This window comes from Bacillus sp. FJAT-14266, from assembly GCF_001719225.1.
GTDB classification, from domain to species: domain Bacteria; phylum Bacillota; class Bacilli; order Bacillales; family Bacillaceae; genus Bacillus; species Bacillus subtilis.
In genome coordinates, this window is the sequence record NZ_CP017072.1 from 3,493,836 (window position 1) to 3,518,975 (window position 25,140).

The window sequence follows — 25,140 nt, forward strand, 5'->3', positions numbered from 1 at the left end:
TTTGTCATGTGTGCCTTTGAAAAAAGAAATAGATACCGAGTATAAGAATAACATAAACTAGCAAAAACGAAAAATAGGTTTTGCAGACAGCCCGCCCTTCCGGCGGACTGAAGTTATTGTATGCATCAATGTTTAGCGCGATCACCATTTTTTCGAAAGGACAAAAAAGACTGGATGTCTCCAGTCTTCCAGATTGTTGACAAAATCCTAAAATGAAAACCATTTTAGGATTTTGTCATCTTTTCAGCGTGATTGAAAACCCTTGAAGTCTAGGAAGGACGAGCATAGGAGCGGATATTCACAGGATGTGATGACGACGGCGTTTAGGCAGGACGCCTGAGAATTTAGCCGTTGATCCACTTCGCATTGAGCACCGAAGCGCAGTCCTGACAACGAATGCGAGGGTTTGCCGACACGCTGAAAGACTGGATGTCTCCAGTCTTCTTTATCTATATCCCTGCCCAGACATCCTTAGCGTACATACCGGTATCCTGCAGATGTCTCAGCCAGTTTTGCGCTTCTTGCTCCCCGGTGCCATGGACAGACTGATACGCCTTTTGCAGTGCCGCCTCCACATCCGGGGCCATTTTGCTGCCGTCACCGCATACATAAAGCCTGCCTCCGCGGTCAAGGATCGATATTAACGTTTCTGCATGGTCAGCCATGACATGCTGGACATACGTTTTCGGCATGCCTTCTTTGCGGGAAAAGGCTGTGTGGACAGTGACGATTCCGTCTTTTTCAAACTGCTCAAGCTCATCGCGGTATATAAAATCACGATCGTTTCTGCATCCAAAATAGAGATGAGCTTCACCGAGCGTTTTCCCCTCCCGCTTTAAAACTTCGCGGGCTTGAAGGAAACCGCGAAATGGCGCGACTCCCGTGCCAGGTCCGACCATAATGATTGGCGTTTCAGGGTCTTCTGGAAGCTGAAACCGAGATTCTGGTGTGCGTACAAACATCACGAGATCATCACCGGCTTGGCGCTCAGCTAAATCATTTGAAGCCACGCCCCTGTATTCGCCACGGCCGCTCCACGCAGGGCCGCGCACGACGCCGACTGTGATCGATGCTAGCCGCGGATTCACTCTTGGAGAGCTTGAAATTGAATAATATCTCGGTTTTAACGGACGTAAAAGCTCTAAAAATCGTTCAAACGGCATGTCGCACGCTTCGTACTTTTCAAGCAGATCCAGCATGGAAATTCGTTTTTTCAATATTTGCTCCTGATAAACACCCTCTGCTGACAGTTCTTCTAATTCGCGCCTATGCGGCGGACACACTGTAAATGCCGCCAGTTCACGTATTTGCGCTCTTGTGGCTGCTTCCTGCACCTCGACGCTGTAGCTGAGAAGATCATGCAGGCTGACAGGACGGCCCAATGGCAGATGCCCCGCACTGCGGCCGCTTGCCGACAATGTCACTTGGTCGGTTTCCTTCAGACCGAATCTGTGGAGAATCCGGCTGACATTGGTTTGGCTGTTTTTTGGCAATACGCCAAGATGGTCGCCCTCTTGATATTCAACATCCGGCGGCAATGCGATTTCGATATGGCGGGTGCTTCGATCGCTGTCTGCGGACTGGAGTTCACGATTTTCAGCAATGGATGCGTGAGAGGCTTCGTACGATCTAGCCAGCGGAGACTCGCCCAGCCCTCTGACAAACTGAAGGCTTAGCGTGCTTCGTTCCTTATCGGCGTTTTCATTCAGCTCCAGTCCGAATGCCTTAATGGCGTCCGCCCACATGCTTTTTTTCCACTCGTCAAGCTGCCCTTCAAAATCACCGCTGACATCACCTTCTCCGCGCGCAGAAAACCGAGTCGCGCCTTTCTCCGCAAGCTGCTCATCAATGAATCTCGGCACGTATTGATACGTGCTCGCCCAGTTGTGGTCGCCGCAGCCAAATACCGCGTAATGGACGCCCTCAAGCTCACCCGGTTTGATTTCTTGAAGCCACTGCACGAATTGTCCGGCATTGCTTGGCGGTTTTCCATTATAAGACGAGGTCACAATGACAACCGCTCCCTCTTTCGGCAGCTTTCCAATCCGGTCGTTCAGAGGTGCTGTCTCTGTCCTTACGCCGTGAAGACTGGCAGTATCCGCAAGCTCCCGGGCGACGCCTTCTGCGGTGCCGGTATCTGAGCCGTATAGCACGAGAAGCGGGCGGTTGTTAAGACCGATGACTGATGCGCCCTTTGCTTCCGTTTTCTCCTTTTGCTCATCAGACGCGGCTTTTTCAGCTGCCTGGACGTCTGCATGAATGGCATCCTGATTACGGCTTTGAACCCTGATGTGAAAATCGCCCGGCTTAAGTGTTAAGGTTTGTTTGATATCAAGCTCATAATTCTCATGATCAATCAATGTGAAATATTTTAGAATCATGCCTAACACAAGTGTGGCTTCATGAAGGGCAAACTGCATGCCGATACAGGCCCGTTGTCCATTTCCGAATGGTTTGTACGCATGATGAGGCACTTGGTCCTGATGCTCAAACCGTTCCGGCCGGAATTCTTCTGCGTCCTTTCCCCAAGCGTCTCGATCACGATGAAGCTGCGGAATCAGCACAGAAATTCTGTCATTCGTCGTGATCGGAAATTTCCCGCCAATGACTGTGTCTTCTTTTGGATAAAGGCTGAAAGCCGGAGCTGTCGGCCATAAGCGCAGTGATTCATTTAAAATCATCCGTATGTATGTAAGCTCCAGCACTTGTTTATAGGTCGGCGCTGCATCTGTCAGCACCCGATCGACCTCTTCATACGCCTTTTTCAGTTTGTCAGGATGCTTCAATAAAAAATAAGTCGCAAAGGAAAGCAGGCCACTCGTTGTTTCATGGCCGGCAATCAAAAACGTAATAATTTGAAAGCGGATATTTTCGTCGTCGAGCTTTTCACCCGTTTCCGGATCTTCCACATTCAGCATGCGGGCGAGCAAATCTTTTTCATCCTGGTCTCCATTCGATCTGCGCTCTGCAATAATGCTGTCGACTAACGAAAACATCGTTTGAATATCATGGTGGAATTGCCGCTTTGTTCTGACCATAAGCTTATCTTGAACATCAAGCCGCTGCATTTGATGCATCGCTTCATCAAGCGCCCGCACCATGCTGTTGATAAACGGGTGGGGCGTTTCTCTGTAGTAACTGTTAAAGCGGTAGTTAAACCCGCATAGCCCAATGGTGTCGAGCGTCAGCCGGGTCATATCTCCCGGGACATCGACTGCTTCATTCGGGTTGAGCCTTGCCCATTTTTGAATGAGCTGAACAGCGATATCGACCATTTTCTCATGATAGTCCTTCATGGCCCGCTGGCTGAACGTCGGCATCAAAATGTTGTGCGCTTTTCTCCAGTTAGGCTCATGCGTCCAGCTCGTAAACAATCCGTCACCGGAAAATGCGCGAACCTTTTCCAAGGCGCCTTCAATGCTTTTATCAAACCGTTCTTCATCACAAACCTCTTTCACCAATTCGTGGCCGGACACTACAATGGTCGTGCCCGCGGGTGTATGGATTTGAAAAATCGGGCCCTGTTCTTCCGCCAGTTTGATCAGCGAAAGCGTCGGCTTGTCTTTATCGATTAAAGGCAAATTGCCGAGCGGCCCAAACGTCTTCGGTTGAGGAATCGGGCTTGTTTCCTTCATCGAACCATTCCTTTCCGTATGAGATGCCTTCTATTTGACTACATTTCCCTTTCATGGTCATGATTATTCCGTTCTCCCAATTGACGCATGATCGCTGTTTTTTCTATACTTGAGAAGCTGTACAATACGCGAATAAGGTGAGTTTATATATGGATTTTGAAATTCGGTTTTTATCCTTTTATGTCATACAGGTGGAAGGCAAAGATGAGCAGGCGAACAAGCAGTTCAAGCACTTCCAGACCCTTGATACGGGCGAATTTGAAGAAAGCGAGCTGAAGGACTTTCTCGACGGGGAACTGAAAAAAATCGTCAAACGGAAAGCAGACCGCCATCCGCAGTCCGAGCAGGTCCCGACGAAAATCGGCCATTTTATCGTCGAGCCCGGCCACGAGCTCGATTCTAACCCAAACTACAACATGTTCAACCGCGCGCGTCTGGCGGAAACAAAAGAAGACTTCAATGAGCTGAGCGAGCAGTTCGTCCGCACGTACCTTGACACAAGCGCGGTTCGCGGCGGCGTGTTTCTCGTCGCTTCGGCCGTACCGAGAAAATACTTTGACGAGTCATTTGTCTTTATTATGAAATGTGATTTTGAGCCGAAGGTCGCCCGCATCTCTGACGCGTCTTCTCTCATTAAAAAAGTCGAAATGGCGATCACGACAAAAAACATGAAAAGCATCCAATACCCGTACATGCCAGAGGAAGGAATGGTCGAGGAAGGTGAACTGAAAATCCACCAGGCCTCACACGCCCGCTATTTTGAGGACTTTCTGAAATTCGTCGAGTACGGAGAATCAATGCCAGAAATCATGAAAAATCAGGTCATGAACATGGTACAAGAGCACGTCTACGAGACATTTGAAGACAACAGCGAAGAACTCAAGCAGTTCGAGCACGACATTGAGATTTGGGAAGCAAGCGAAAAACGGGAAATCCAAGAGCGCCTCGACACCCATCAAGTCATCGAAGCCTCCGCCCAAATCATCGAGCACACGCCAGAGGCCCAGCTGAAAATGAAAGTCGGAGAAACAGAGATTAAGGGATTGCTAGCGGATTTTGGCGATTCTATTCATCTCGCAAAAGTAAACGGGCGCTATGTCGCGCTGATTGAAGCCGAGACGATTTCGTTTGAGAAAGGCAGTTCACCGGTGGAGTTTTATAAGCCTGAGGGACTGCATGAGGTGATTGAGCGGATAAAAGGGAAAAATATAAATGACGATTAACGTTTGTTGAAAATAATAAAAGAGAGAATATTTCAGTATTCTCTCTTTCTTTAGATAACCATATATGAATTAGCGATCACAAGCAATTCCATCACCATCACGGTCAAGATGTTTTGCATATCCCGGTTCACCAGAATGGATAGGTGCAACACCAGCTTGCCGTGCTACGGTACAATTTTTGTAATAGACATTCGTCTGTTGTTCTTGTGCCTCTGCTTGTTGTATCTCTTTCTCTTGCTTACGCTTTTCTTGTGCTAGTCGCGCTTCTTCCTCTTGCTTGCGCTTTTCTTGTGCTAGTCGTGCTTCTTCCTCTTGCTTGCGTTTTTCTTCTGCTAATCGCGCTTCTTCCTCTTGCTTGCGTTTTTCTTCTGCTAATCGCGCTTCTTCCTCTTGCTTACGTTTCTCTTCTGCTAATCGCGCTTCTTCCTCTTGCTTACGTTTCTCTTCTGCTTGCTTTTTTGCTTTTTCTTCTTTCTTACTCTTATTATCTTGTTGTTCATTACCTTCCTGTTTGCTTTGATTTTCTGTCTGTTCTTCCTTTTGTTCGGTCTTTGAAACAGCTGTTTTATCACTTGATTTTACAGAGCTAGCTTCTTTATTGTTTTCACCAAAAAATGCGTTAAAGGTTAACAGTAATATCAGCAGGTAAACCAATGAAGCAATAGCTCTCTTCCACCACTTACCACTTCGGAACCCTAGGATTTTTTGGTACCATTTCCTCTTCTTCTGATGTAGGGGAATATTTGCATCATTTAAAATAGAAACAAATTCCTTGCCAGATAGATTTATAATTAAACTTTTTCCTGTCTCCGTAACATTGATAACTGTTTTTATTGCAAATCGATCAATAACCGCATGAGAAAAATATTTAAAATCCCACTTATTTAATAGTTTGGCTTTTCTTTCTTTATTATTAAATTCATATAAGTACACCACTTGATTGTCGAGTACAATAAAATTACCCTTACTTTGTCTATCCTCTTGAAAAAAGCCTTCCGCTATCAAGGAAGCACCTTTATGCTTTTCACGCAATAATCGTTCACCATTTTTCGACAGATTTAGATTGTCCCTCTTCATTAGAAATGAAGTAATTTTAACATTTCGATTTTGTAAATCATTTAATTTTTCAGCATGTAAAAAATAATCAAAATCATGTGTAACTGTCGTTAGAATTTCTTTTGATTGATTAGTTATTATGTATTCTAAAATCTCTATAAATTCTTGGCTATCATCGTTTTTCTTAATATCATCGAATGTACGTTTTTTACGGCCTATTTTAAGGCTTAAACTCCAACTATTTTTATCTTTTCCATTAGTCCTTACTTCAATATCATTAATTTGTGAATATTCATAAGTCATCTGTTCGTGCTTAGAAACAAAGAAAATGGATTGTGTAGTAAGTGCTAATATCCCTTTTAATTCTCTACCACTTTTTTCATCACATTCAGCTTCGATAATCTTTAGAACGCTTTCCTGCGACGATAAGGTTGCGATTTCCGCTTCTTGTAATAATCTTCCATACTTTGTTACTAAGGTTTTTTGACCTATTGTAGGGCGTTTACCTATCCACTTTTCCATAATGTCCCCCTATTTTACATAATGATATTCTAACAGAAACTTATATTTTTTGACTTAATTTTACCAAATACCGGATGATTTTACATCATTTATTGTTATCAATTTCTAGATAATTTAGTTAAACACTTGTGTCTTTCTAAACAAAAAAGTCCAGAAATCACTTTCTGGACTTTTCCTATTTAATACCCTTCCCTCAACACCGCATAGCACTCCCCAATCAGTTCTTCCGCTCCCGGCTCTCCTTTCAGCCCACGGCGGACGATTTCCGATGATAGGTTCTGGACTTTGAGCGCTCGTGGGGCTCTTCTTTTGTAGTACGCCTGTAATGCTGTTTCGTGGTCGGCGTGGTTTTGGAGTTCTTCGGCGAGGACGATGGCATCCTCGATCGCCATTGCCGCTCCTTGCGCCAGGGTCGGCGCGCCGGCGTGGGCGGCGTCTCCTCCGATGATGACGCGGCCTTTATGCCATGGCTCCTGCACGGCGACCTGCTCCAGTTTGTTAAAGATGACAGGATGCTGTTTTGACATGTGCTTTGTGACAAAATCCAGCCCCCGAAAACTAGAAAGAATCTCTTTTACTCTATCAAACCGGGTATCTTCCTCATCCCAGTAATCGCTCGTGCAAGGCTGGAGGACGAAGACATAGCCAGCGTGTTCTGCCAATGGCACCACCCCGATTTGTGTGTCTCCGCTTCTATACATGAATGTTGCGTCCTCGAATGTGTAATCAGGAAGTTCGATATAAAAGCGCCACGCTCCCATGCCGAGATGCTCTTTTTCCGTCTCCTTTTGCAGCATTATATCGCGAACAACGGAGTGAATGCCGTCAAAGCCCGCCAGAATGTCAGCCTGCATCTTTTCTCCATCTTCACATACGGCAGTGACCGATTCAGCTGTTTCTTCATAAGCGACAACCTTTTTCCCCCACTTGATGTCTACACCCACTGCCTCGGCATGCTTCATGAGAATGTCATTTAACGTTTTGCGCAGGATATTATTGCGTCCCGGAAGTGAATCGTCTAAAAAGGATTCACTGACTTGAAACAGCAAATTCCCCTGTTCATCAAACGTTTTAAACCATTCTGTTTGAAAGCCGTGCTTACAGCACTCTTCGAATACGCCCAGTTCTTTCAACACCGCCAGTGCGTTTTGCGGCTGAAGAATCCCCGCACCTGTTTTTCGGTTTTCTGAAGCCGCTTCACATAAGGTGACGGAAAACCCTGCCTTACGGAGAGAAATGGCCGCTGACAAGCCGCCGATGCCGCCTCCTGCAATTAACATATGTTTCATATCAATAACCACCTTTTCAGCTCTATATGTATTAGTTAGGCGCCTAACTATATAACCTTACTATGTCCCAAGAAAATCTGTCAATCATCTCCAAGCCAAGTTGCGTTATGGTTTTCCCTCCTTTATAATCGTGTCACAACGAATGTACGGGAGCTACTTGCGATGGAATTAAAACATTTACCGAAATATAAGCATATAACAGAGCACGCCGAAACGTATGCCAATATTGACGCCGGCTCTCTTGAATTGTTTTTATCTCTTTTTGATATTTCAAAAAAAATGAATCATGTGATGGAGCATTACTTTGCTGGCCGAGGGCTGTCAGAAGGAAAATTCAAAATCCTGATGCTGCTCTTTGATGCCAAGGATCATAGGTTAAGTCCGACAGAGCTTGCCAAGCGGTCAAATGTCACGAAAGCAACAATTACAGGCCTGCTGGACGGGCTGGCGAGAGACGGTTTTGTCAGCCGCAGGCATCACACAGAGGATAAACGAAAAATCAGCATTGAACTGACAACAGAAGGCAAAGCACGCCTGAAGCAATTTCTGCCCGGCCATTTCAGCAAAATCTCAGCGGTCATGGAAAACTACAGCGACGAGGAAAAAGACATGTTCGTGAAGATGCTTGGTGATCTTTTTGAAAGGCTGAGCGTGTTTAAAGACTAAAAAACCCGTCCGATCCGGACAGGCTATAGCGTCTTTTCTTCTGCAGCCGGATACGCATCCGGCTGTTTTTTCTTTATGACCGTAACAAATATGCCGCTGATGACACACAGTATGCACAAGCTCAAACGCTCCTTCAATATCACGCCTGACAACATGACAGACGCACGACTCCACCTGCCTTTTTGATGTATGGCAAAAAGCGCCTATCCAATGACAGGCGCTTTTTCATTAATCATCACTGCTCAAAATGCCAAAGAAGCGGAGCAGGTTGATGAACAAGTTGATAAAGTCTAGGTACAGCGATAACGCCATAACCGGAATCAAGTCTTCCGTAATGTGGCGGTGTTTGATTTGGTTCAAATCATACAAAATATAAAGGGAAAAGACGATGGTTCCGATCACGGAATACGCCATCATCGCCGCTGAGTTTAACGGGCTGAAAATGTTGAAAATCCCTACCACAACGAGGGCGAGCATCGCTACCAGCAGAAACGACCACAGGAAGGATAAATCCTTCTTCATTTTTGCTCCGATTGTGCCTAAGACGGCAAAAATGACAAATGTAGAGCCAAAGGCTTCAAGCACGACATAGGCGCCGGCGATGGAAGCGTAATGGCTGACGATCGGAAATAAGGTAATGCCGGAAACGAACGCGAATGTATATACAAACGCATACCCGACCGCTTTTCTTCTGCGCATCCAGAAGGCCAGAATAATCATCGCCACTTCAAGAATAGAAAGCGGCAGCATCAAAGCGACAGGAACAAATTGGCCGATAAAAAGGCCGACAGTCGCGATCAGCAAAGTGAAGACAAAGACTGTCAAAATGCGTTGCATGATCGATTGCTTACTCTCGTGAACCGTAGCTTGCATGTCAAAAATCCTCCTAAAAAATGATCTTAAAGGTCTATTATATAAAAATTGGATGAAATATGTATATGTTTTAAGGAGAATTTAATGAAAACAAACGCCCTTTACATTATCATTTTGATTCTTTCCTTTTCAGCGAAAAACGGTGCTTTTCTATTTTCTCAATTTGGGTAATCTGAGAATCATGAACCGTAATCTGAACGGTGCCGAAATCGAGTGTTTCCAGCGAGCTGATGATTTTTTCAATCACTTCCGGATCAATCGTTGATTTTGAAACCAAAAGACCTTCCCCCCTGTTGAATAGGTTTTAATTCACAGTATTCTTATAAGAATTATAATATTATGTTTTTTTCGATAAATCAATGGTGATTTCTGTTCAAATCAAAAAGGCATATGATCACCCGGTGACGGACAATCATATGCCTGGAAACTTTCTATTTGTTTTCTTCCAATTCCTCAACAATACAGCGGACACCCATGTTTTCTAATGCCTGCTTCAGCGTGCCGTACGTTTCATATTCACTAAAATCAAGCCCCAATTGAATCGATGTTTGGGCCACATCCGGGCGAATCCCTGAAAATACGGCTTTGACGCCTAATAAGAAAAGCGTTTTAGACAGGTTGTACAATTGCTGAGCCACCATGGTATCCACAATCGGAACACCTGAAAGATCAACGACGAGGCTTGTGATTTTTCTCTCGACACAGCGGACCGGCACTGTTTCTAAAATGACATGTGCCCGTTTTGTATCAATGGAGCCGATAAGCGGCAATATCCCGATTCCATCGGCAATGGAAATGACCGGGCAGCCAAGCTCTGAGATCAGTTCCTGCTGAGATGTAAGCCTCATCAGCATGAATTTTTGGTACTGCTCGGAGAATTCAATAATCAGCTTATCGAACGACTGATTCACAATGCGGTTCCATCGGTCTGCATCCTCATTTGTCACAATCTCCTGATTCTCTTTTATAAATGTGACGACTGCGTCCCAGAATGAGATTCTAGAATTGGATATGGCTTCTACGACCTCATGCACTTGAACATCCTGCTCTACCCTGTTTTTCGCAACGTTTTCCGCCCATTTTGTCATGTTGTCTTGAAAATCGGTTTGATCCTCCAGAAATGCGCTTGCGATTGTTATATTGGTAAATGTATGCTGCTCGGTTAAAAGTGTTTTCGTTTCTTCACTTAAATGGCTGGCGGAATATAGCTCGCCTTTTAGCTGGCAACGCAAACTGAACCATTTCTCAGTAATATCCGCAGTGTTGTCTATGATATATTGATATAATAATTGATCGATATTCACGGTCTGTCTCCTTTTTCGTAATAGAAGCACTTTCATTATAAAATGATAAATCGGAATTGTGAATAAGACTAGAGAAAAATCAAATGATTCTGCTCTCTGAGAGCATTTCAGCTTCATATCCTTAGGCGAATGCACCAATAAGAGTCCGCCCGCATAAACTGCAGTGTACAGTTTACAATGAGAAAGGACGTTATCACATGTATTATGTTGATCCTTATATGTTTGCGGGGCATTTTTATGAGCCTTGGCCTGCTTTTGAATATGAATACCGATATCCATGGCCTGGCATTGGCAGCGGTGCTGTTCCGGGCTCTGGCGGCGGCTCCGGCCCTGGCATTGGCGGCGGTGCTGTTCCAGGCTTTGGCGGCGGCTCCGGCCCTGGTATTGGCAGCGGTGCCAGCCCAGGCTTCGGCGGTGCGCCGCAGGGACCTCCTCCTTCCCAAATACCAGCGAAACCCCCAAAACCGCAGGGTTCTCAAGGAGCCGTTTTGTTAGTTGAACCAATCACCATTCGTCCTTGCCTTTTCCGATTTACCTATGTTTGGTTAACCAATGGCCGCTCATTTTGGTTTTACCCGATCATCCTTGGCAGAAGATCCGTCGGCGGCTTTTATTGGGATTCCTCACGGCGCCGCTGGGTTTATTTCGCCTTAGACACAAATCACATCGATGTTGTAAGCTGCTCATTTTAATAATCAGCCGGTTTCCCGGCTGATTTTTTTATGTTACTTCGGCCGTAAACAGGTTATAGTATTATTATCTTTTCAACTTGGAGGTTTCCCTATGATCAAACAAATTGGCACTGTTGCTGTATATGTCGAGGACCAGCAGAAAGCGAAGCAATTTTGGACAGAGAAGGTAGGCTTTGATATTGCAGCGGACCACCCAATGGGACCTGAAGCAAGCTGGCTGGAGGTTGCGCCAAAAGGAGCCGAGACTCGTTTAGTCATTTACCCGAAAGCCATGATGAAAGGCTCAGAGCAAATGAAGGCTTCTATTGTGTTTGAATGCGAAGACATCTTTGGTACATACGAGAAAATGAAGACAAACGGTGTAGAATTTCTCGGTGAGCCCAATCAAATGGAGTGGGGCACCTTCGTTCAATTTAAGGACGAAGACGGAAATGTGTTTTTATTAAAAGAATAAACTGTTGCGCACGGCGGTTCGATTCCGCCCTGCGCTTTCTTTGACAATGAGAATGAATTTCATTTACAATTATTCATATGTGAGAATGATTGGAGTGAGACGAATGTTTGTTCAGTTGAGAAAAATGACGGTAAAAGAAGGCTTTGCAGATAAAGTCATAGAACGTTTCAGCGCTGAAGGAATCATTGAAAAACAAGAAGGTTTAATTGATGTGACAGTGCTTGAGAAAAACGTACGCCGCGGTGATGAGGAAGTTGTTGTCATGATTCGCTGGGAATCAAAGGATCGCTGGAAGCAATGGGAAAAAAGCGATGCGCATATCGCCGGCCACAAAGCAAACAAAGGCAAACCAAAGCCTGACTATCTGATCAGCACTGAAGTGAGCATGTACCATGTACGTGCTGTCAAACAAGGGACATACAATCAATAAAAAGCTTGCGCCTTGCTGCAAGCTTTTTTCTAAGAGTCATGTTGATCTGCTTTGTTCGTATGTTACGGTATACAGCGGCTTATTTTTATGCCATTCTGCAAATAACACGTCCTCCGTCTTATCAATGTTCTTCTTTTTCAATTCTTGCTTCAGCCACTGTTCATCCACACCTGCTTCCTTCAGATTATCCCGGACAAGCTCTCCATCTATGATTAACGTGATTGGCAGGGAAACAGACTTCGAAGGAACCTGCAAATCCTTATTGGTCGGTTTGTCAAAGTCGGATTTTGGAAGCACACTGACCATCCCGTTTGTTTCCAAAATCGCATATTCTACTTCTTGAATCGAAAAGCTCCCCGCTTGCCTCAAAAGGCTTTGCAGCTGGTTAATGTCCATCTTATTTTTCTTCAATACTTTATATTGAAGCTCCCCTTTGCGGATGACGATATTCGGCTCGCCCTCCAAGAACTTTCGCGATGATTTCATTTTTTGCGTGATAAATTCAATAATATAAATCAGCACGCCCCACAATAGCGAAGCAAAAATAATTTCTTTGATTTTGATTTCATGATCGTAAACGGCATTTCCGACCAATTCTCCTAAAATTAAAGCAGAGATAAAGTCAAACGGCGTAATTTGAGAAAATTGGGTTTTCCCGAGAAGCTTTAAGATGATAAATAAAATGCCTAAACCGCAGACCAGTTCTACCGCAACGCTTAAATAATTTCCCATATTGATAGCACCTACTTCTTGATAATACTATCAGTATGGTCAATGCTTTCCTTTCTAAACCGGAAAAGCTCCGCTCAACGTTGCATGGTGAATTGGAGCATGTCATTGAAAAGCTGCTCTGCATCACTGCGGTCAATCTGGACAAGCGGGTCATTGAGGAAGGCTTGAAACGCGAGGCCAGCATCCTTTGTTAAACCTGCGTCCGCCACTGCCTCCTGATTAGATATATGCCTAGCCGCCAGCATTTCCACACCTTTCGGAAGCGCTCCGGACAAAATCGGCTGGACACGGTTCCTTGTGATGAATGCGTTTGTTTCGACAATGGCTTGTATAGGAAGGTTTGAGACCTGGCCTTGATTCGGCATATTTACATTTGTGACGAGTTCACTCAATCCGAGAAGAGCCGCTATGATGTTCACGCCTTCTTCTCCCGAAGCTTTCTCAGCAACGCCCCGTTGTTGCACGATCAACCGTTCTGTTTCTTGTCGTTTCTCAGCTCTGTCTTGTTTTCTGAATGATATAGGTGTGAGATGAAATTTCCATACTTCAGGCTGTTTGAGGTATGGGCCGGGAAGAAACTCTGCCAGATGCCTGTCTCCCGCAGCAGGGATGGCGCCATACGTTTCAAATAAATCAAACGCAACACGGTGTGCCGAACAAAAGACGCTGTCCCTCCAGCTTTCCCCCTCCAGCTCATATCCTGATTCCCCATAGTGCGCGCTGAATTCACGGAATATAGGCAGCAGGTCAATATGGCGGTAAGAGGCTTTTGTGATCCATGTAAAATGGTTAATGCCGAGCACATTAACGCGGATATCCTCACGCCGCGGCACCTCAATCCCCAGCCTTTCCGTGACCATTTCCGCCAATAACTTTTGCGTCCCGAATACCTCGTGGCAACAGCCAATCGCTTTGATGCCGGGAAACACTTTATACAGCACTCTTGTACAGACAGACATCGGGTTTGTATAATTAATGACCCATGATTCAGGTGCGTAGTCTCTTATTGCCCGGGCAATTTCCGCAAATATCGGCACAGCACGCAAGCCCCTGATGATCCCTCCAGGCCCGACAGTATCACCTACAGACTGATAAATACCGCAGCGCTCAGGCAAGTGGACATCGACTTCCATATCATCCAGTGATCCCGGCAAAATGGAAATAATGACGATATCCGCGGCTGATAACGCCTTTTTCAAAGTAGAAACAGCCTCATATCTCCATCTGCCGTTCCCGCTGTGATTGCCGATCACTTCATTTTTCTGAGCGGCTTCAAAATCAAGATCATAGAGCGCCACCGTGCCTGACATACGTTCATCAATCGACAAATCACTCATCAGGCTTCTGGCCCAGCCTTGGGACCCCCCGCCAATATAGGCAATCTTAATCTGATCTAATGTACTGATATGAAACACTCCCTTTCTCAGCCTTTCACCGAACCGATCAGCATTCCCTTTGCAAAGTGTTTTTGTAAAAATGGATAGACCGCCAAAATCGGCAGCGTCGCTATGACAATGACAGCGAGTTTAATTCCCTGCTCCGGCGGAACGGCATTTTGCATCGTATCGCCATTGGTCGCCGTTAAATCCGATAAAATCGTGACTTGGCGAAGCATCATTTGCAGCGGCCATTTTGCACTGTCATTGATATATAAGAGAGCGTGGAAGAAATCATTCCAAATCCCGACCGCATAAAACAGCGCAAAGGTCGCTATGACTGGCTTTGACAGTGGCAGGGCGATCCGCCAGAAGACGCCGATTTCGGAACAGCCGTCAATTTTTGCTGATTCCTCCAGCTCGCGCGGCAGCTGCTGAAAGAAGTTTTTGATAATAATAAGGTTGAACGGATTAATCGCCATCGGCAGAATCAATGCCCAATACGTATCCAAAAGGCCAAGTGATTTTACGACAAGGTACGTCGGAATCATGCCGCCTGAAAACAGCATGGAGAAAATCACCAGATTCAACAGCAGATTCCGTCCCTTCACATGCCGCTTCGCCAGCGGATACGCCATCGTGAAGGTGAAAAACAGCTGTACAGCCGTCCCGACCACGGTGATGAGGATGGACACACCCATGCTTCGAAGGAACGTCGGTGTCGAAAACACATACTTGTAAGCATCAAGTGTAAAGGTTTTCGGGAAAATAAAGAAGCTCCGCTGGGCGAGTTCCGCTTCTGTCGCAAAGGAACCGGCGATAATATATAAAAACGGCAAAATGGTAATCGCGCCGACACCGCCGAGAAACAGAATGTTGCAGACGTCAAACACCCGTCCGGCTTTGGTGTTGTGCATCGTGTGAATTTCAGCCATACCTCTCCCTCCTCTAAAACAACCCTTCCTGATCAAACTTTTTCGCAATGTAATTGGCGCCAAAAATCAAGATAATCCCGACAACTGATTTAAACAAACCGACCGCCGTGCTGTAGCTATACGCCCCTTGGGTAATCCCCATCATGTACACATACGTGTCGAAGATGTCAGCCACACTGCGGTTGAGTGAGTTCGTCATCAAATACACCTGTTCAAAGCCAAGATTCAAAAAGCTGCCGATTCTTAAAATCAACAAAACGATAATGGTGCTTCTGATCGCCGGCAGCGTAATATGCCACATTCTCCTGAACCGTCCCGCTCCGTCCATGATGGCCGCTTCATACTGCTCTTGATCAACCGTAGCAAGCGCTGCCAAAAATAGAATCGTTCCCCAGCCTGTTTCCTTCCAAATGCTTTGCATCACAATCATCGGCCGGAACCAGTCTGCATCCGACAAGAAAGAAATCTGCTCACCTGTCAGGCTCATGATCATTTTGTTGATCACACCTGTATCGACAGTAAAAAAAACGAAGGTGATGCTGACCACAATTGTCCATGATACAAAATGTGGTACGTAAATAAAGGTTTGGATACATCTTTTATACACGGCCTTTCTTACCTCATTCAAAAGCAGGGCCAAAATGAGAGGCGCGGGAAAGGCAAACAAAAGATCCAGACTCGCCAGCATGAGGGTGTTGCGCAGCAGCCGGAAAAAATCCGGATTCATAAAAAAGTCTTTGAAATAATCAAAGCCGACCCATTCGCTTTTCCAGAAGCCGAGATATGGCGAATAGTCTTTAAAAGCGATCAGCACACCCCACATCGGCAAGTATTTGAAAATCAAGAAATAAAGCAGACCGGGAATAAGAAGAAGATAAAGCCATTTGTCCCGTTTGAGCGCAGCCATCCAGCTGATGCCTTTTCCAGCGGTGAGAACAGGTGCATCTCCCTTCTTCGGCACTGTTTCCATATCTGTTCTCCTTTCATGTTACCGGGGCGCCCGCCGAACGGCAGGCGCATCGGTTTATTTTGACGATTGGTACAATTTGTTCAAGTCCTTCATCAGTTCATTGCCGCCGCTTTTTTTCCAAAGCTCCACCGCATCAGCGAACCCTTTTTCATCAATTTCTCCAATGATAAATTGTGTTCTCGCGTCGAGGATGATGTTGTCAAGCTGGGCTCCTTTTTGGGTATAGACATCAGATACAAGCGACTCAGCCGGGTTAAAGACGGCTATTTTTTCTCCTTCGGTTATGATGTCCTTGCGATGCTGGAAGAGCTTGGTTTTCTGGTCTTCGATGTAATACTCGCTTTTCGGAATCGACATGCTGAACTGTGCCAAGCCTTCATGCTCATACAGGAGAGATTTATTGTTTTTTTCAAGTGAGGTGAATACGCCGTCCTTGAGCTCGTAATTGCGGCCCTTCACTCCGTTGTTCGTGAGAATCTGCGCTTCCTTATCATTCATCTTATCGAGGAAGGACAGCACCTCTTTCAGCTCTTTTTCGGTTTTGACGCTTGATTTTGGTATCGTGATCATGCCTGAATAACCAGATGTCGGGAAGGTGCGCTTGCCATTCGGTCCCTCAAGCGAGCCGACGATATCAATGATATCCTTGTTCGACTCATCCGCCTCCTCCATCGCGCTTTGGATTTGAGACGCTCTTGAGCCTGTATCAACGATGACACCCGCTTTTCCTTTTACAACCGGATCATTCCACTTCGCAGAATCCATGACAGCAAAGTCCTTATTAATCAATCCCTCATCATAGAGCTTTTTAAAAAACGTGAGCGCATCCATGTATTCCTTCGTTGTAAAATCCGGAATCAGCTTTCCGTTTTCAACACCGTAGCGGTTCGGAGCGCCGAACCAGATTTGCAGAACATCCCATGGGCTTCCGTTGCCGAGTCCCATCCATTTCGGCACGACCATGCCGTACGTATCATCCTTGCCGTTTCCGTCAGGATCTTTTTCCTTAAAGGCTTTCAGCACTTCATAGAAATCATCAAGCGTTTCCGGCATATCCAGACCGACATTTTTCAGCCAGTCGGTTCTGATGATCATACACGCCCTGATCAGATCCCTCGTTCTATAGATTCCGTACACCTCGCCGTTCACCGAGCTGTTCTTCAAAATCTTTTCATCTGCCTGGCTTAAATTCTTGTAGTCTTTTAAATAAGGAGACAGCTCCCAAAACGCCCCTGCTTTGACAGACTTGATAAAGCCGGCTGACTTATCTTTAATGACAATCGCGTGAGGCATCTCTCCTGAAGCCATGACGATGTTGAATTTGTCGTTGTAGGATGAATCAGGCACCCATGTGACCTTAATCTCTTTGCCTGTGTATTTTTCGAGCGCTTTTAATGAAGGGCTCTTATCACTCGGGCTTTCCGGCGATAAAAGCGGCGCCATAATTTTGATCGTATCTTTCGAACCGCTTGCTGAATTGGATGTTTCCGAATGGCTGCATCCGGCGATCATCATGGCAGCAAGCGGCAAGGCCATCCATTTTTTTCGCATTCTTATTTTCATGTTGCGTAAGTCCCCCTTTTTTCAATTTGCATTTCCCCTTTGCCCCTCTCAATATAAAGCGCTTACATAAATTCTTGCAATCTTCATTTTTTGCACCATTTCTCCTATGAAATTCCGGCTGTTATCCTTTTTTGCCCGATGTTTCTTTTTTTGCCGGAAGGGAATCTCCGATCAGTTCCAGCGCCGCTATGACATTTAAACACCATTGAGAGACAGTGTTCGTTGTCACCCATGGAAGCTCCTCTAGCTGCGTCCATGTCTCGATGCGCTCTGGTTTGATCGGAAGCGGCGTATGGCTGAGCTTATCTTCTAGCAAAAGATTCCACGCTTTGGCGGCGAGATGAGGATCTTGTTTTTTTCTTGCGGCGTAGGCTGTCATACTGGCGGCGAACATCGGCCAGTGAAAATGCCCGTCATGAAGAGCGCCTCCGCTTTTTTTTCGTTTTTCCTCATCACTTAGTGTGTAAAATTCGCCGAATTCACTCAGCATATCCTCCCATTCCCAGTCATCAAGAAGCTCAGCCAGCTCCATCCACACTTGCGGCGCGCCGAAGGCAATGATCATATGATATCCGCCCGCAATGCCGTCTCCCATATGATGAAGCATCGAGGTCGCCGGATCATATTCAAATGTCGGGCCAGATAATAAGCGGAGCGGCAGCCGCTTCAGACAGTTGATTCCCGTTTCGATTTTTTTGAGATATTCCGGATTTTCGGTCCGCTCCCATTCCGCCAGCCAGTTCGAGCAAAACGCCGCCCAGTCCGGTCCCGTTCTGGCGTGAGTCGGGTGCTTGCCTTTCTCGTAAAAAGCGCGCATCGGATCGGTTTTGACGAGGGCATAATCGGCATCCTTCACTTCTGTCAAAAGATCTCCCGTCCGCTCATCACTCGTCAGATAATAATAGAATTTATAAAGCCCGGCCATGCTGATTCTCGCTTCCTTGCAGCCGCATCCCCAGTGCACAACGTTATGCCGTGAACCAAGCCCGGCGTATTCACCGAGGTGAAAGCTGTCCGTTTCGCTCGTATGGCGGGTCATGGCTTCTGCCATGCGAAAGATATCCTCTCTGCCTGAGCGGAAAAACGCCTGCCACAGCCATAGGGTCGGAACGAGCTCATTGTTTTGCCATGCGTATCCACCGAGATCGTACCGCCACATATGCCGGATCGGGTCATACGTATGCATGACATCGCCATAATGCCAAAAACCGTACCATCTGCGTTGCTCTACTTCCTTTTTATAAAACAGAAAGGCCGCATCGAGCTGTTCTTCCAGCTCTTTTTTGAGCGGATGGGATGTGTCAATGATGCTCCAAACCCCGAGTGCTTTTGATTCGTAATAGACGTCCGGCTCGCATACAATGAGCGGCGGCGCCTGCCATTTGTCAGCGAGTGCATTGAGGACTTCGTCAGACGGCATGTGCGAAAAGCACGCCAGGCTTATTTCATTTGTGTTCGCAATGCCTGTCGGATCAGAGCGCATTTCATCAAAGCCTTCATACGCGCTGGCCACGTGGGTGTTTCCTGTATAATGCCGCAAATCCATCGCTTCGCCGTCCGGGGGCCAAAGCCAGACGGTCATTTTGGGGCGGCTGCCGGCAAGACCTGTGATTTCCAGTGCTGAAGGGTATTTCTCAAAGAAATACCGCAGGCCGAGAGCCACACCGCCATTTTCTCCGCCCGCATAGCAAAGCCCCTTCGCCCGGCTGCCATGCAGCATTCCAACCCACGCATAATCTTTTCCGGTCCGTTTTGACAGGCTGTAATGATCGCTTGAATCCTGAACAAGCTTCACATCGTCCCAAACCGCATTCTGTGTGCCATGTGCAAACCATTCCTTATGCTCTTCATCTGGTGACAGTGTTTCGCCATTGATTTGTTTTTCATAAAGCGGATACCGTTCATTGAATTTACGTGTGCCAAACAGCTGGGCGGGTTCTTTGTACATCCCCTTCTCTGCCGCAAAGCGGAAATGGCGGTTGTACGGCTCCCCCTCCAAAAAAAGGTCAAATTCGATGCCGAGCCCCTTAATGAATTCTTGTTTACCGTTCCTGTCAATCAGCTGCGTGTGCACAAGGCCGATCTCAGACAGCCCGGCATAAAACACCAATCGGATGACAAACGGCAGCCATTCTTCATTCGTTTTATGGAGCACATGCACTCCCTCGATTTTGACTACTGCTTTGACAGGACCACTCTGCTCAATCGTCGCCCGTTTGATAAAGCTGACAGATGCTTCTTGAAATAGAACCGTTTCCACCGCCGACTCTTTTCTCGTTTCTCTTATGGCAACGAGCCTCCCGCCTGCGGCGATCGGCTTTCCATTGATCTGGAATGATTGAATGAAATCAGATCCTGTTTTATGAATGGTACAAACGAGTGCTCCTGTATCCACTTGGATATCATGCTCTGTCTCATGAATGCTGAGCGATTCAGTTGGCTGCGGCACTTCTCTTTTGTGCACTGTAAAGCTTTGGTTTTCCTGACCGCCAAACACCGCCGCGTGCTTCGTCCACTTGATGCTCCCGTCCGGCCAATAGGCCGACGGTTCGCTTTGCACATATCGCGTTTCCGCGTTTTCATTCATAAGCGCCAGACGGTCACCCTTTTTTAATTCTCCTTTTTTCCATGGCACGCCCCACGTCACACCGCTTATCACCTTTGGCTGTCCTGATAACCATTTGATCTTTTTCATCGGTCTCTCCCTCCATAGAAAAAAGCTGATTCGATGCAAAGAATCAGCTGGGATTGTCAAATTGAATCACACGGTATTCATGCGGTCCGACCGCCAGCCTCCCCGCCTTTTCCAAGCGGTGCGTCAACAGATCTGTTCCCGCTTCCGGCAGTGTCACACTTCCTCCTTTTCCATCCATATTCACGATGATCCACACAAGGCCGTTATCGCCTTTGCGCGGGGCAACGATTGTGCCGGGCGTAACATCCGACCGGCTGGAAATAACAGCTTCCTCCGCGTAATGCCTAACGAGCGCTTCCAGCATCGCATCCCCTTCTTTCCCGGATGGAAGCGAGCCCAGCATGACAATTTTCCCCTCGCCGTAATTCCGTTCCGTCAGAAATGCATGGCCCGCCCCCGGTCCTGATTCAACCGTGCCAAGGGTGTTTCCGCTCTCTGTGTCAAACACCGCGCTCCATAGTCCGAGCGGCGCCGTGATGCCAAACGCTTTTCCTGTATTCACGTTCTCATTCATCGGAAAGGTAAAAAGTGTTTTGATCCCTGACGTTTTCTCAAGTTCGCCAAGTCCGCAATCGGTATGAATGGTATGCTCGCATGTGCGCCCTCCTGTCAGCGGCCCCGTGATCCAGATGCCGCCCGCTTCAGCGAATGCCGAAGCTTTTTTGATAAATTCAGAAGACAAATACGGCACAAATGGCGTAAACAGCAAGCGATAGCCGTCCAGTGGAGCGCCTTCCGGAATAAGGTCACGGTGAATCCCCGTGTTGAGAATACGTTCATAAAAATGCGTCACAAGCGAACGATGCCGGAGTCCCCGGTGAGGCTCAGTTTTAATAAATGCTTTTGCTCTGTCAGAGTAAGTCATCGCCGCCTCGGCTTGAACGGGTTCAGTCGATAGAATAATAGGCTCGATTTCCTTTCTTGCCCGCTCAACCGCCAGCACATTTTGGTAGCCAATGGCGGGTTCGCCCCAGGCACTGAGAACCGAACCGTGGGAAATCTCGCTGCCTGAACGCTGCTGTCGCCATAGCCAGTAGCAAAATCCCTGGCTTCCTAAGGCGTAGGACGATACGGCTTCGGCCTGCAAATACCCGTCTGCGTGCGGGTAAGCGGAGCTTTCAAGCGAGGCGGCATACGACGGACTCGTTTCCAAAATCCAAAACGGGCGCCCCTGTTTCAGATTTCTCCATAAATCACAGTTCAATAAAAAGGCAGAGGCGTTTTCCTGCGAAGCGTACGTGTCATAGGAGGCAAAATCGAGATTCTGAAACATTCGCTCATTGTCCACGCTGAACATGACTGATCCGTTATGCGTGATCGGCGCATCTGAATAGCAGCGGATGATTTTGGCCTGTTCATCCGCAAACGAAGCGATCATCTCCATCGAAAACAGCTGATACATGGTGCTTAGAGAAGCGTGATGCAGAAACGGGGCCGGTCCCGGCTGCGGGACTTGCTCAAACGTCTGATAGGTTTCGCTCCACACATCGGTTCCCCAAGCTTCATTCAAGCGCTCAATCACCCCGTAGCGATTTTTGAGCCAGTCATGCCATAAGCGCAAACATGTCTCACACATGCATTCTGCAACATGGCATTTAAACTCATTGTCTAGCTGCCATCCGATCAGCCCCGGGAGCCGGCCAAGCTCCTTGGCGATGGCTGTGGTGATGATGGCGGCTTTTTTTCGGAAATACGGGTTGTTCGTACAGGCATGCTGACGGGAGCCATGCCCCATGATCTCTCTTTTTTCATTGACATGCATGCGTTCGGGCCGGCCGTGTGAGAACCAAATTGGCGGGGTAGGCGTCGGCGTGCACATAATCGTTTCGATCCCGCTTTCATACAGCCGGGCGATGATTTCTTTGAAAAAACCGACGTCAATTTTTCCTTCTTCAGGTTCCATGACAGACCAGGCAAATTCGCCGATCCGCACAACATTTACGCCAACTTCACGCATGATGTCAATGTCCTGCTGAATCGTCTCTTCATCCCATAATTCCGGATAATAGCAAGCGCCATGATACAGTTTTCTCATCCCATTTTCACCTTTCTTTGATGATCGATTCTGTCAATGGCAGGCCGAGCTCCTTTATGCCTTTTACCACAAGTTTCGCCATTTCATTTGCGCCTTTTTTTGTAAAATGCGTGTAATCATTAATCCCTTCTGAAATCATAAAATAGGTGTACACTTTTTCCTCGCCCTTCTCAGTAAAGAAAGCGAGACTTTTCTCCATCAGATCAATGAGCTGGACATTCTCCTCTTCAGCCGTCTGCTTCATGGCAATGCAGTAATCAGGAAAATCGTTCAAAAACACGCCGTTTTCGTAATGAAAGCGGGCTACGGGGGTAATGAGAAGCGGATGGGCGCCTTTTTCCCGCGCGCCTGCGATATACTGCTTTAAATATTGTTTATAAGTAGTATAGGGCTCGGTGTAGCGCTCCGGCTTATTTTTTGACGCGTCATTATGGCCCATCTGCACGAACAGCCAATCATCCGGCTCAATCACATCGAGGATTGCCTGAAGCCTGCCCTCTTCCACAAATGTTTTCGAGCTTCTTCCCCCGATCGCTCTGTTGATCACTTGAATATGCTCCGGCAGATGCGAGCCGAGAAACTGCCCCCAGCCCCCTTGATTTGTGCTGTCTCCATACGTTTGAACAGTCGAATCGCCGGCAAGATAAATATGATTTGCCATTTTTCATTCCCCCTCGTTTTTTATACAGCTTCCATCACGGATAGCTCTTCCCTTGAAAAAGACCGGTGCGTACAGCGCTTGAGCATTGGTTCGTCCTGCCCGTTCGTTAATCATCTTGTCGTAGCGTTCAGCCTTTGCGTCTTATCCCTTAGTCCTCCTACAGCGGTGCCTCCGCTTTACTTCCCGCTATGTACAGGGCGGGCTTCGGCGGTTTTTTCATTCCCGTTCCGAGGTAAAAGCTCGTGTGCGGCGGCTGGTTGTAGGCGGTATTCTGCCAGGCGATGCCGAGCCTGTAAACCGGATCATGCATCAGCGTGTAAAAGCGGTGGCGGGTGAGATGTGTCGTTGTATAGATACGGAGCGCGCTGCTGTCTTCCGTTCTCCATATCACTTCTTCCCGCCAGTCTCCGAACAGGTTGGCCTGAAGAACCGGGTTTCCTTTCGTGCCGTTGTTGGACAGCACGCCAACCGGCTGAAATATCGTCTTCAGACAGCCGTTTTCAGCATCCCATTTTTCAATCTTTGGCCTGCCGATCGTTCCGTCCCAGTCATGATCAAGCAGTTCTCTGACCAAATCACCGTCCCACCAGATGGCGAAATTGGCTGAAGCGGGCGCTTTGTCGCTGATTTTTTCGCCTTTGCTCGTGAAAAGCCCATACGACATGCCATCATTGCCCGGCGGATCAATTCCCCAGACGAGCGACCCTTTGTAGCTTGGATCAATATGAGCTGCCATGCCCCGGCCAACGTCAGTTCCAGCATGGACGCCCCATAATATCTCACCGGTTCCGGCATCTCGCAGTGACAGTCCGTACGGCTTCGTGGCGTCCTCATGTACCTGGAACACTTCAAGCCCTTTTCGTGACGGGTCCAGATCCCCTACATGCATCGCGTCTCCGTGCCCGAGCCCCGTTGAGTACAGGCCGGTTCCGTCATGATCGACCGCCATTGCGCCGTATATGATTTCATCCTTTCCGTCTCCATCGACATCCGCCACGCTCAAGCTGTGGTTCCCCTGTCCTGCGTATGCTTCATGTCCCGGCTGGTTGGAGTCAAATACCCAGCGTTTTTTGAGCCTTCCGTTTCTGAAATCGTATGCCACGAGCACGGCTCTCGTATAGTAGCCGCGTGCCATTACAAGGCTCGGCCGCTCCCCATCCAAATAAGCGATTCCAGCGAGAAAACGGTCCATCCGGTTTCCATATCCGTCTCCCCAATCCTCCAGCTTGCCGCGGGGCGGTTCATATTCCACGGTCGTGAGCGCCTCACCGGTTTCTCCTTTAAACACCGTCAAATATTCCGGGCCGGACAAAATTCTGCCCTGTTCGTTTCTAAAATCGGCCTGCTCATCACCGATGATATGTCCTTTCCCGTCTGTTGTGCCGTCAGCTGTTTTCATGGCGATTTCTGCTTTTCCGTCACCGTCAAGGTCATACACCATAAATTGCGTGTAATGAGCGCCCGCCCTGATGTTTCTGCCGAGGTTGATGCGCCACAAAAAGGTGCCGTCCAGTTTATAGGCATCTATGAGCACCTCCCCGGTATAACCGTCATGAGCGTTGTCTTTTGAATTGGACGGGTCCCACTTCAGGATGATTTCATATTCTCCATCCCCGTCTACATCCCCGACACTGGCATCATTGGCGCTGTAAGTGTACGGCTTTCCGTCCGGCGTCACACCGCCTTCCGGTTTGGCAAGCGGAACCTCCAGGACATTTTCCTGCCAAACTCGAGCTTCCTTGGAAAGCTTTTCTTCCCGTCCTTTATTGACAGCCGCCACTTGATAAACAGAGTCAGCCGTTCCGTTTTGATCGAGAAAATTAGTGCTTTCAGCGATTGGATCGCGGGTGATCCGCTTTCCATCCCGATAAAGGTGAAAAGCCGTCGTCTCATGATCCGTGCCGAGAAAACGCCAGCTGACAAACACGCCCTGTTCTGTCTTTACCGCAATCAAACCTCTGGTCAGGTATTCCATTTGCCTCTTTTTTGGTTTCATTTTAATGGGAACGGGCTGCGCGCAGCCCGTTCC

At 47.3% G+C, this 25,140-nt stretch carries 20 protein-coding genes and 2 pseudogenes; 5 read left to right on the forward strand and 17 right to left on the reverse strand.

Annotated features, from left to right (window positions below; all coding sequences use genetic code 11):
• Nucleotides 1-449 precede the first annotated feature (449 nt).
• A complete protein-coding gene (gene cypD, locus BGM23_RS18130) occupies nt 450-3,635 on the reverse strand; it encodes a bifunctional P-450/NADPH--P450 reductase (protein WP_046664327.1) in 3,186 nt (1,061 codons plus the stop codon).
• Nucleotides 3,636-3,784: 149 nt separating this feature from the next.
• On the opposite strand from cypD, the gene BGM23_RS18135 reads away from it, so the two are divergent.
• Nucleotides 3,785-4,858 carry a DUF3900 domain-containing protein gene (locus BGM23_RS18135; RefSeq protein ID WP_014479133.1) on the forward strand — a complete coding sequence of 358 codons (1,074 nt, stop codon included), beginning with the start codon at nt 3,785-3,787 and terminating at the stop codon, nt 4,856-4,858.
• A gap of 69 nt (nt 4,859-4,927) precedes the next feature.
• On the opposite strand, the gene BGM23_RS18140 is transcribed toward BGM23_RS18135, so the two are convergent.
• Nucleotides 4,928-6,436: an excalibur calcium-binding domain-containing protein gene (locus BGM23_RS18140; protein WP_046664328.1), complete on the reverse strand. Its 1,509-nt coding sequence runs from the start codon at nt 6,434-6,436 to the stop codon at nt 4,928-4,930.
• A 179-nt stretch (nt 6,437-6,615) separates the two neighbouring features.
• Nucleotides 6,616-7,725: an FAD-dependent oxidoreductase gene (locus tag BGM23_RS18145; RefSeq protein WP_015715487.1), complete on the reverse strand. Its 1,110-nt coding sequence runs from the start codon at nt 7,723-7,725 to the stop codon at nt 6,616-6,618.
• Between the two features lie 162 nt (nt 7,726-7,887).
• Between BGM23_RS18145 and yetL the strand changes: the two genes are divergently transcribed.
• On the forward strand, nt 7,888-8,391 hold the full coding sequence (yetL, locus tag BGM23_RS18150; protein WP_015252596.1) for a transcriptional regulator YetL: 504 nt from the start codon (nt 7,888-7,890) through the stop codon (nt 8,389-8,391).
• Between the two features lie 23 nt (nt 8,392-8,414).
• Here the strand turns inward: yetL and BGM23_RS18155 are convergent.
• The 5 genes and pseudogenes from BGM23_RS18155 to BGM23_RS18170 form a co-directional block, all read right to left on the reverse strand.
• Nucleotides 8,415-8,555 (reverse strand): annotated as a pseudogene (locus tag BGM23_RS18155) (DMT family transporter); the annotation flags it as partial.
• Nucleotides 8,555-8,620 (reverse strand): annotated as a pseudogene (locus tag BGM23_RS22430) (hypothetical protein); the annotation flags it as partial. The pseudogenes BGM23_RS22430 and BGM23_RS18155, both read right to left, overlap by 1 nt.
• Nucleotides 8,620-9,264, reverse strand: a complete 645-nt coding sequence (locus tag BGM23_RS18160) for a Bax inhibitor-1/YccA family protein (RefSeq protein WP_038427515.1) — start codon at nt 9,262-9,264, stop codon at nt 8,620-8,622. The pseudogene BGM23_RS22430 and the gene BGM23_RS18160, both read right to left, overlap by 1 nt.
• A 109-nt stretch (nt 9,265-9,373) precedes the next feature.
• Nucleotides 9,374-9,541 (reverse strand): YezD family protein, encoded by a 168-nt coding sequence (locus BGM23_RS18165; RefSeq protein ID WP_003244522.1) that lies wholly within the window; start codon nt 9,539-9,541, stop codon nt 9,374-9,376.
• Nucleotides 9,542-9,695: 154 nt separating this feature from the next.
• Nucleotides 9,696-10,568 carry an STAS domain-containing protein gene (locus BGM23_RS18170; protein WP_038427514.1) on the reverse strand — a complete coding sequence of 291 codons (873 nt, stop codon included), beginning with the start codon at nt 10,566-10,568 and terminating at the stop codon, nt 9,696-9,698.
• Nucleotides 10,569-10,765: 197 nt separating this feature from the next.
• Between BGM23_RS18170 and BGM23_RS18175 the strand changes: the two genes are divergently transcribed.
• The 3 genes from BGM23_RS18175 to hmoA all read left to right on the forward strand — a co-directional run bounded on the left by BGM23_RS18175 (nt 10,766) and on the right by hmoA (nt 12,144).
• Nucleotides 10,766-11,260 carry a hypothetical protein gene (locus BGM23_RS18175; RefSeq protein ID WP_003244106.1) on the forward strand — a complete coding sequence of 165 codons (495 nt, stop codon included), beginning with the start codon at nt 10,766-10,768 and terminating at the stop codon, nt 11,258-11,260.
• Nucleotides 11,261-11,351: 91 nt separating this feature from the next.
• On the forward strand, nt 11,352-11,714 hold the full coding sequence (locus BGM23_RS18180; protein ID WP_003233803.1) for a VOC family protein: 363 nt from the start codon (nt 11,352-11,354) through the stop codon (nt 11,712-11,714).
• Between the two features lie 103 nt (nt 11,715-11,817).
• The gene (hmoA, locus tag BGM23_RS18185) at nt 11,818-12,144 is read left to right on the forward strand and encodes a heme-degrading oxygenase HmoA (RefSeq protein WP_046664330.1); all 327 of its coding nucleotides are present in this window, start codon (nt 11,818-11,820) and stop codon (nt 12,142-12,144) included.
• A 36-nt stretch (nt 12,145-12,180) separates the two neighbouring features.
• Here hmoA and BGM23_RS18190 read toward each other — a convergent pair whose 3' ends face one another.
• The 9 genes from BGM23_RS18190 to rhgX all read right to left on the reverse strand — a co-directional run bounded on the left by BGM23_RS18190 (nt 12,181) and on the right by rhgX (nt 25,107).
• A complete protein-coding gene (locus BGM23_RS18190) occupies nt 12,181-12,876 on the reverse strand; it encodes a DUF421 domain-containing protein (protein ID WP_015252601.1) in 696 nt (231 codons plus the stop codon).
• 74 nt (nt 12,877-12,950) lie between these two features.
• On the reverse strand, nt 12,951-14,291 hold the full coding sequence (lplD, locus tag BGM23_RS18195; protein WP_046664331.1) for an alpha-galacturonidase LplD: 1,341 nt from the start codon (nt 14,289-14,291) through the stop codon (nt 12,951-12,953).
• 8 nt (nt 14,292-14,299) lie between these two features.
• The gene (locus BGM23_RS18200) at nt 14,300-15,187 is read right to left on the reverse strand and encodes a carbohydrate ABC transporter permease (RefSeq protein WP_046664332.1); all 888 of its coding nucleotides are present in this window, start codon (nt 15,185-15,187) and stop codon (nt 14,300-14,302) included.
• 13 nt (nt 15,188-15,200) lie between these two features.
• Nucleotides 15,201-16,157, reverse strand: a complete 957-nt coding sequence (locus tag BGM23_RS18205; RefSeq protein ID WP_017695596.1) for an ABC transporter permease — start codon at nt 16,155-16,157, stop codon at nt 15,201-15,203.
• A 54-nt stretch (nt 16,158-16,211) separates the two neighbouring features.
• Entirely contained in the window at nt 16,212-17,720 is a 1,509-nt protein-coding gene (locus BGM23_RS18210; protein ID WP_046664333.1) for an extracellular solute-binding protein, read from the reverse strand.
• A gap of 121 nt (nt 17,721-17,841) precedes the next feature.
• Entirely contained in the window at nt 17,842-20,415 is a 2,574-nt protein-coding gene (locus BGM23_RS18215; RefSeq protein ID WP_046664334.1) for an exo-rhamnogalacturonan lyase family protein, read from the reverse strand.
• A 43-nt stretch (nt 20,416-20,458) separates the two neighbouring features.
• Nucleotides 20,459-22,450: a beta-galactosidase YesZ gene (gene yesZ / locus BGM23_RS18220; RefSeq protein ID WP_046664335.1), complete on the reverse strand. Its 1,992-nt coding sequence runs from the start codon at nt 22,448-22,450 to the stop codon at nt 20,459-20,461.
• A gap of 7 nt (nt 22,451-22,457) precedes the next feature.
• Entirely contained in the window at nt 22,458-23,111 is a 654-nt protein-coding gene (locus BGM23_RS18225) for a rhamnogalacturonan acetylesterase (RefSeq protein ID WP_046664336.1), read from the reverse strand.
• Between the two features lie 157 nt (nt 23,112-23,268).
• On the reverse strand, nt 23,269-25,107 hold the full coding sequence (rhgX, locus tag BGM23_RS18230; RefSeq protein WP_046664337.1) for a rhamnogalacturonan exolyase: 1,839 nt from the start codon (nt 25,105-25,107) through the stop codon (nt 23,269-23,271).
• Nucleotides 25,108-25,140: the final 33 nt, after the last annotated feature.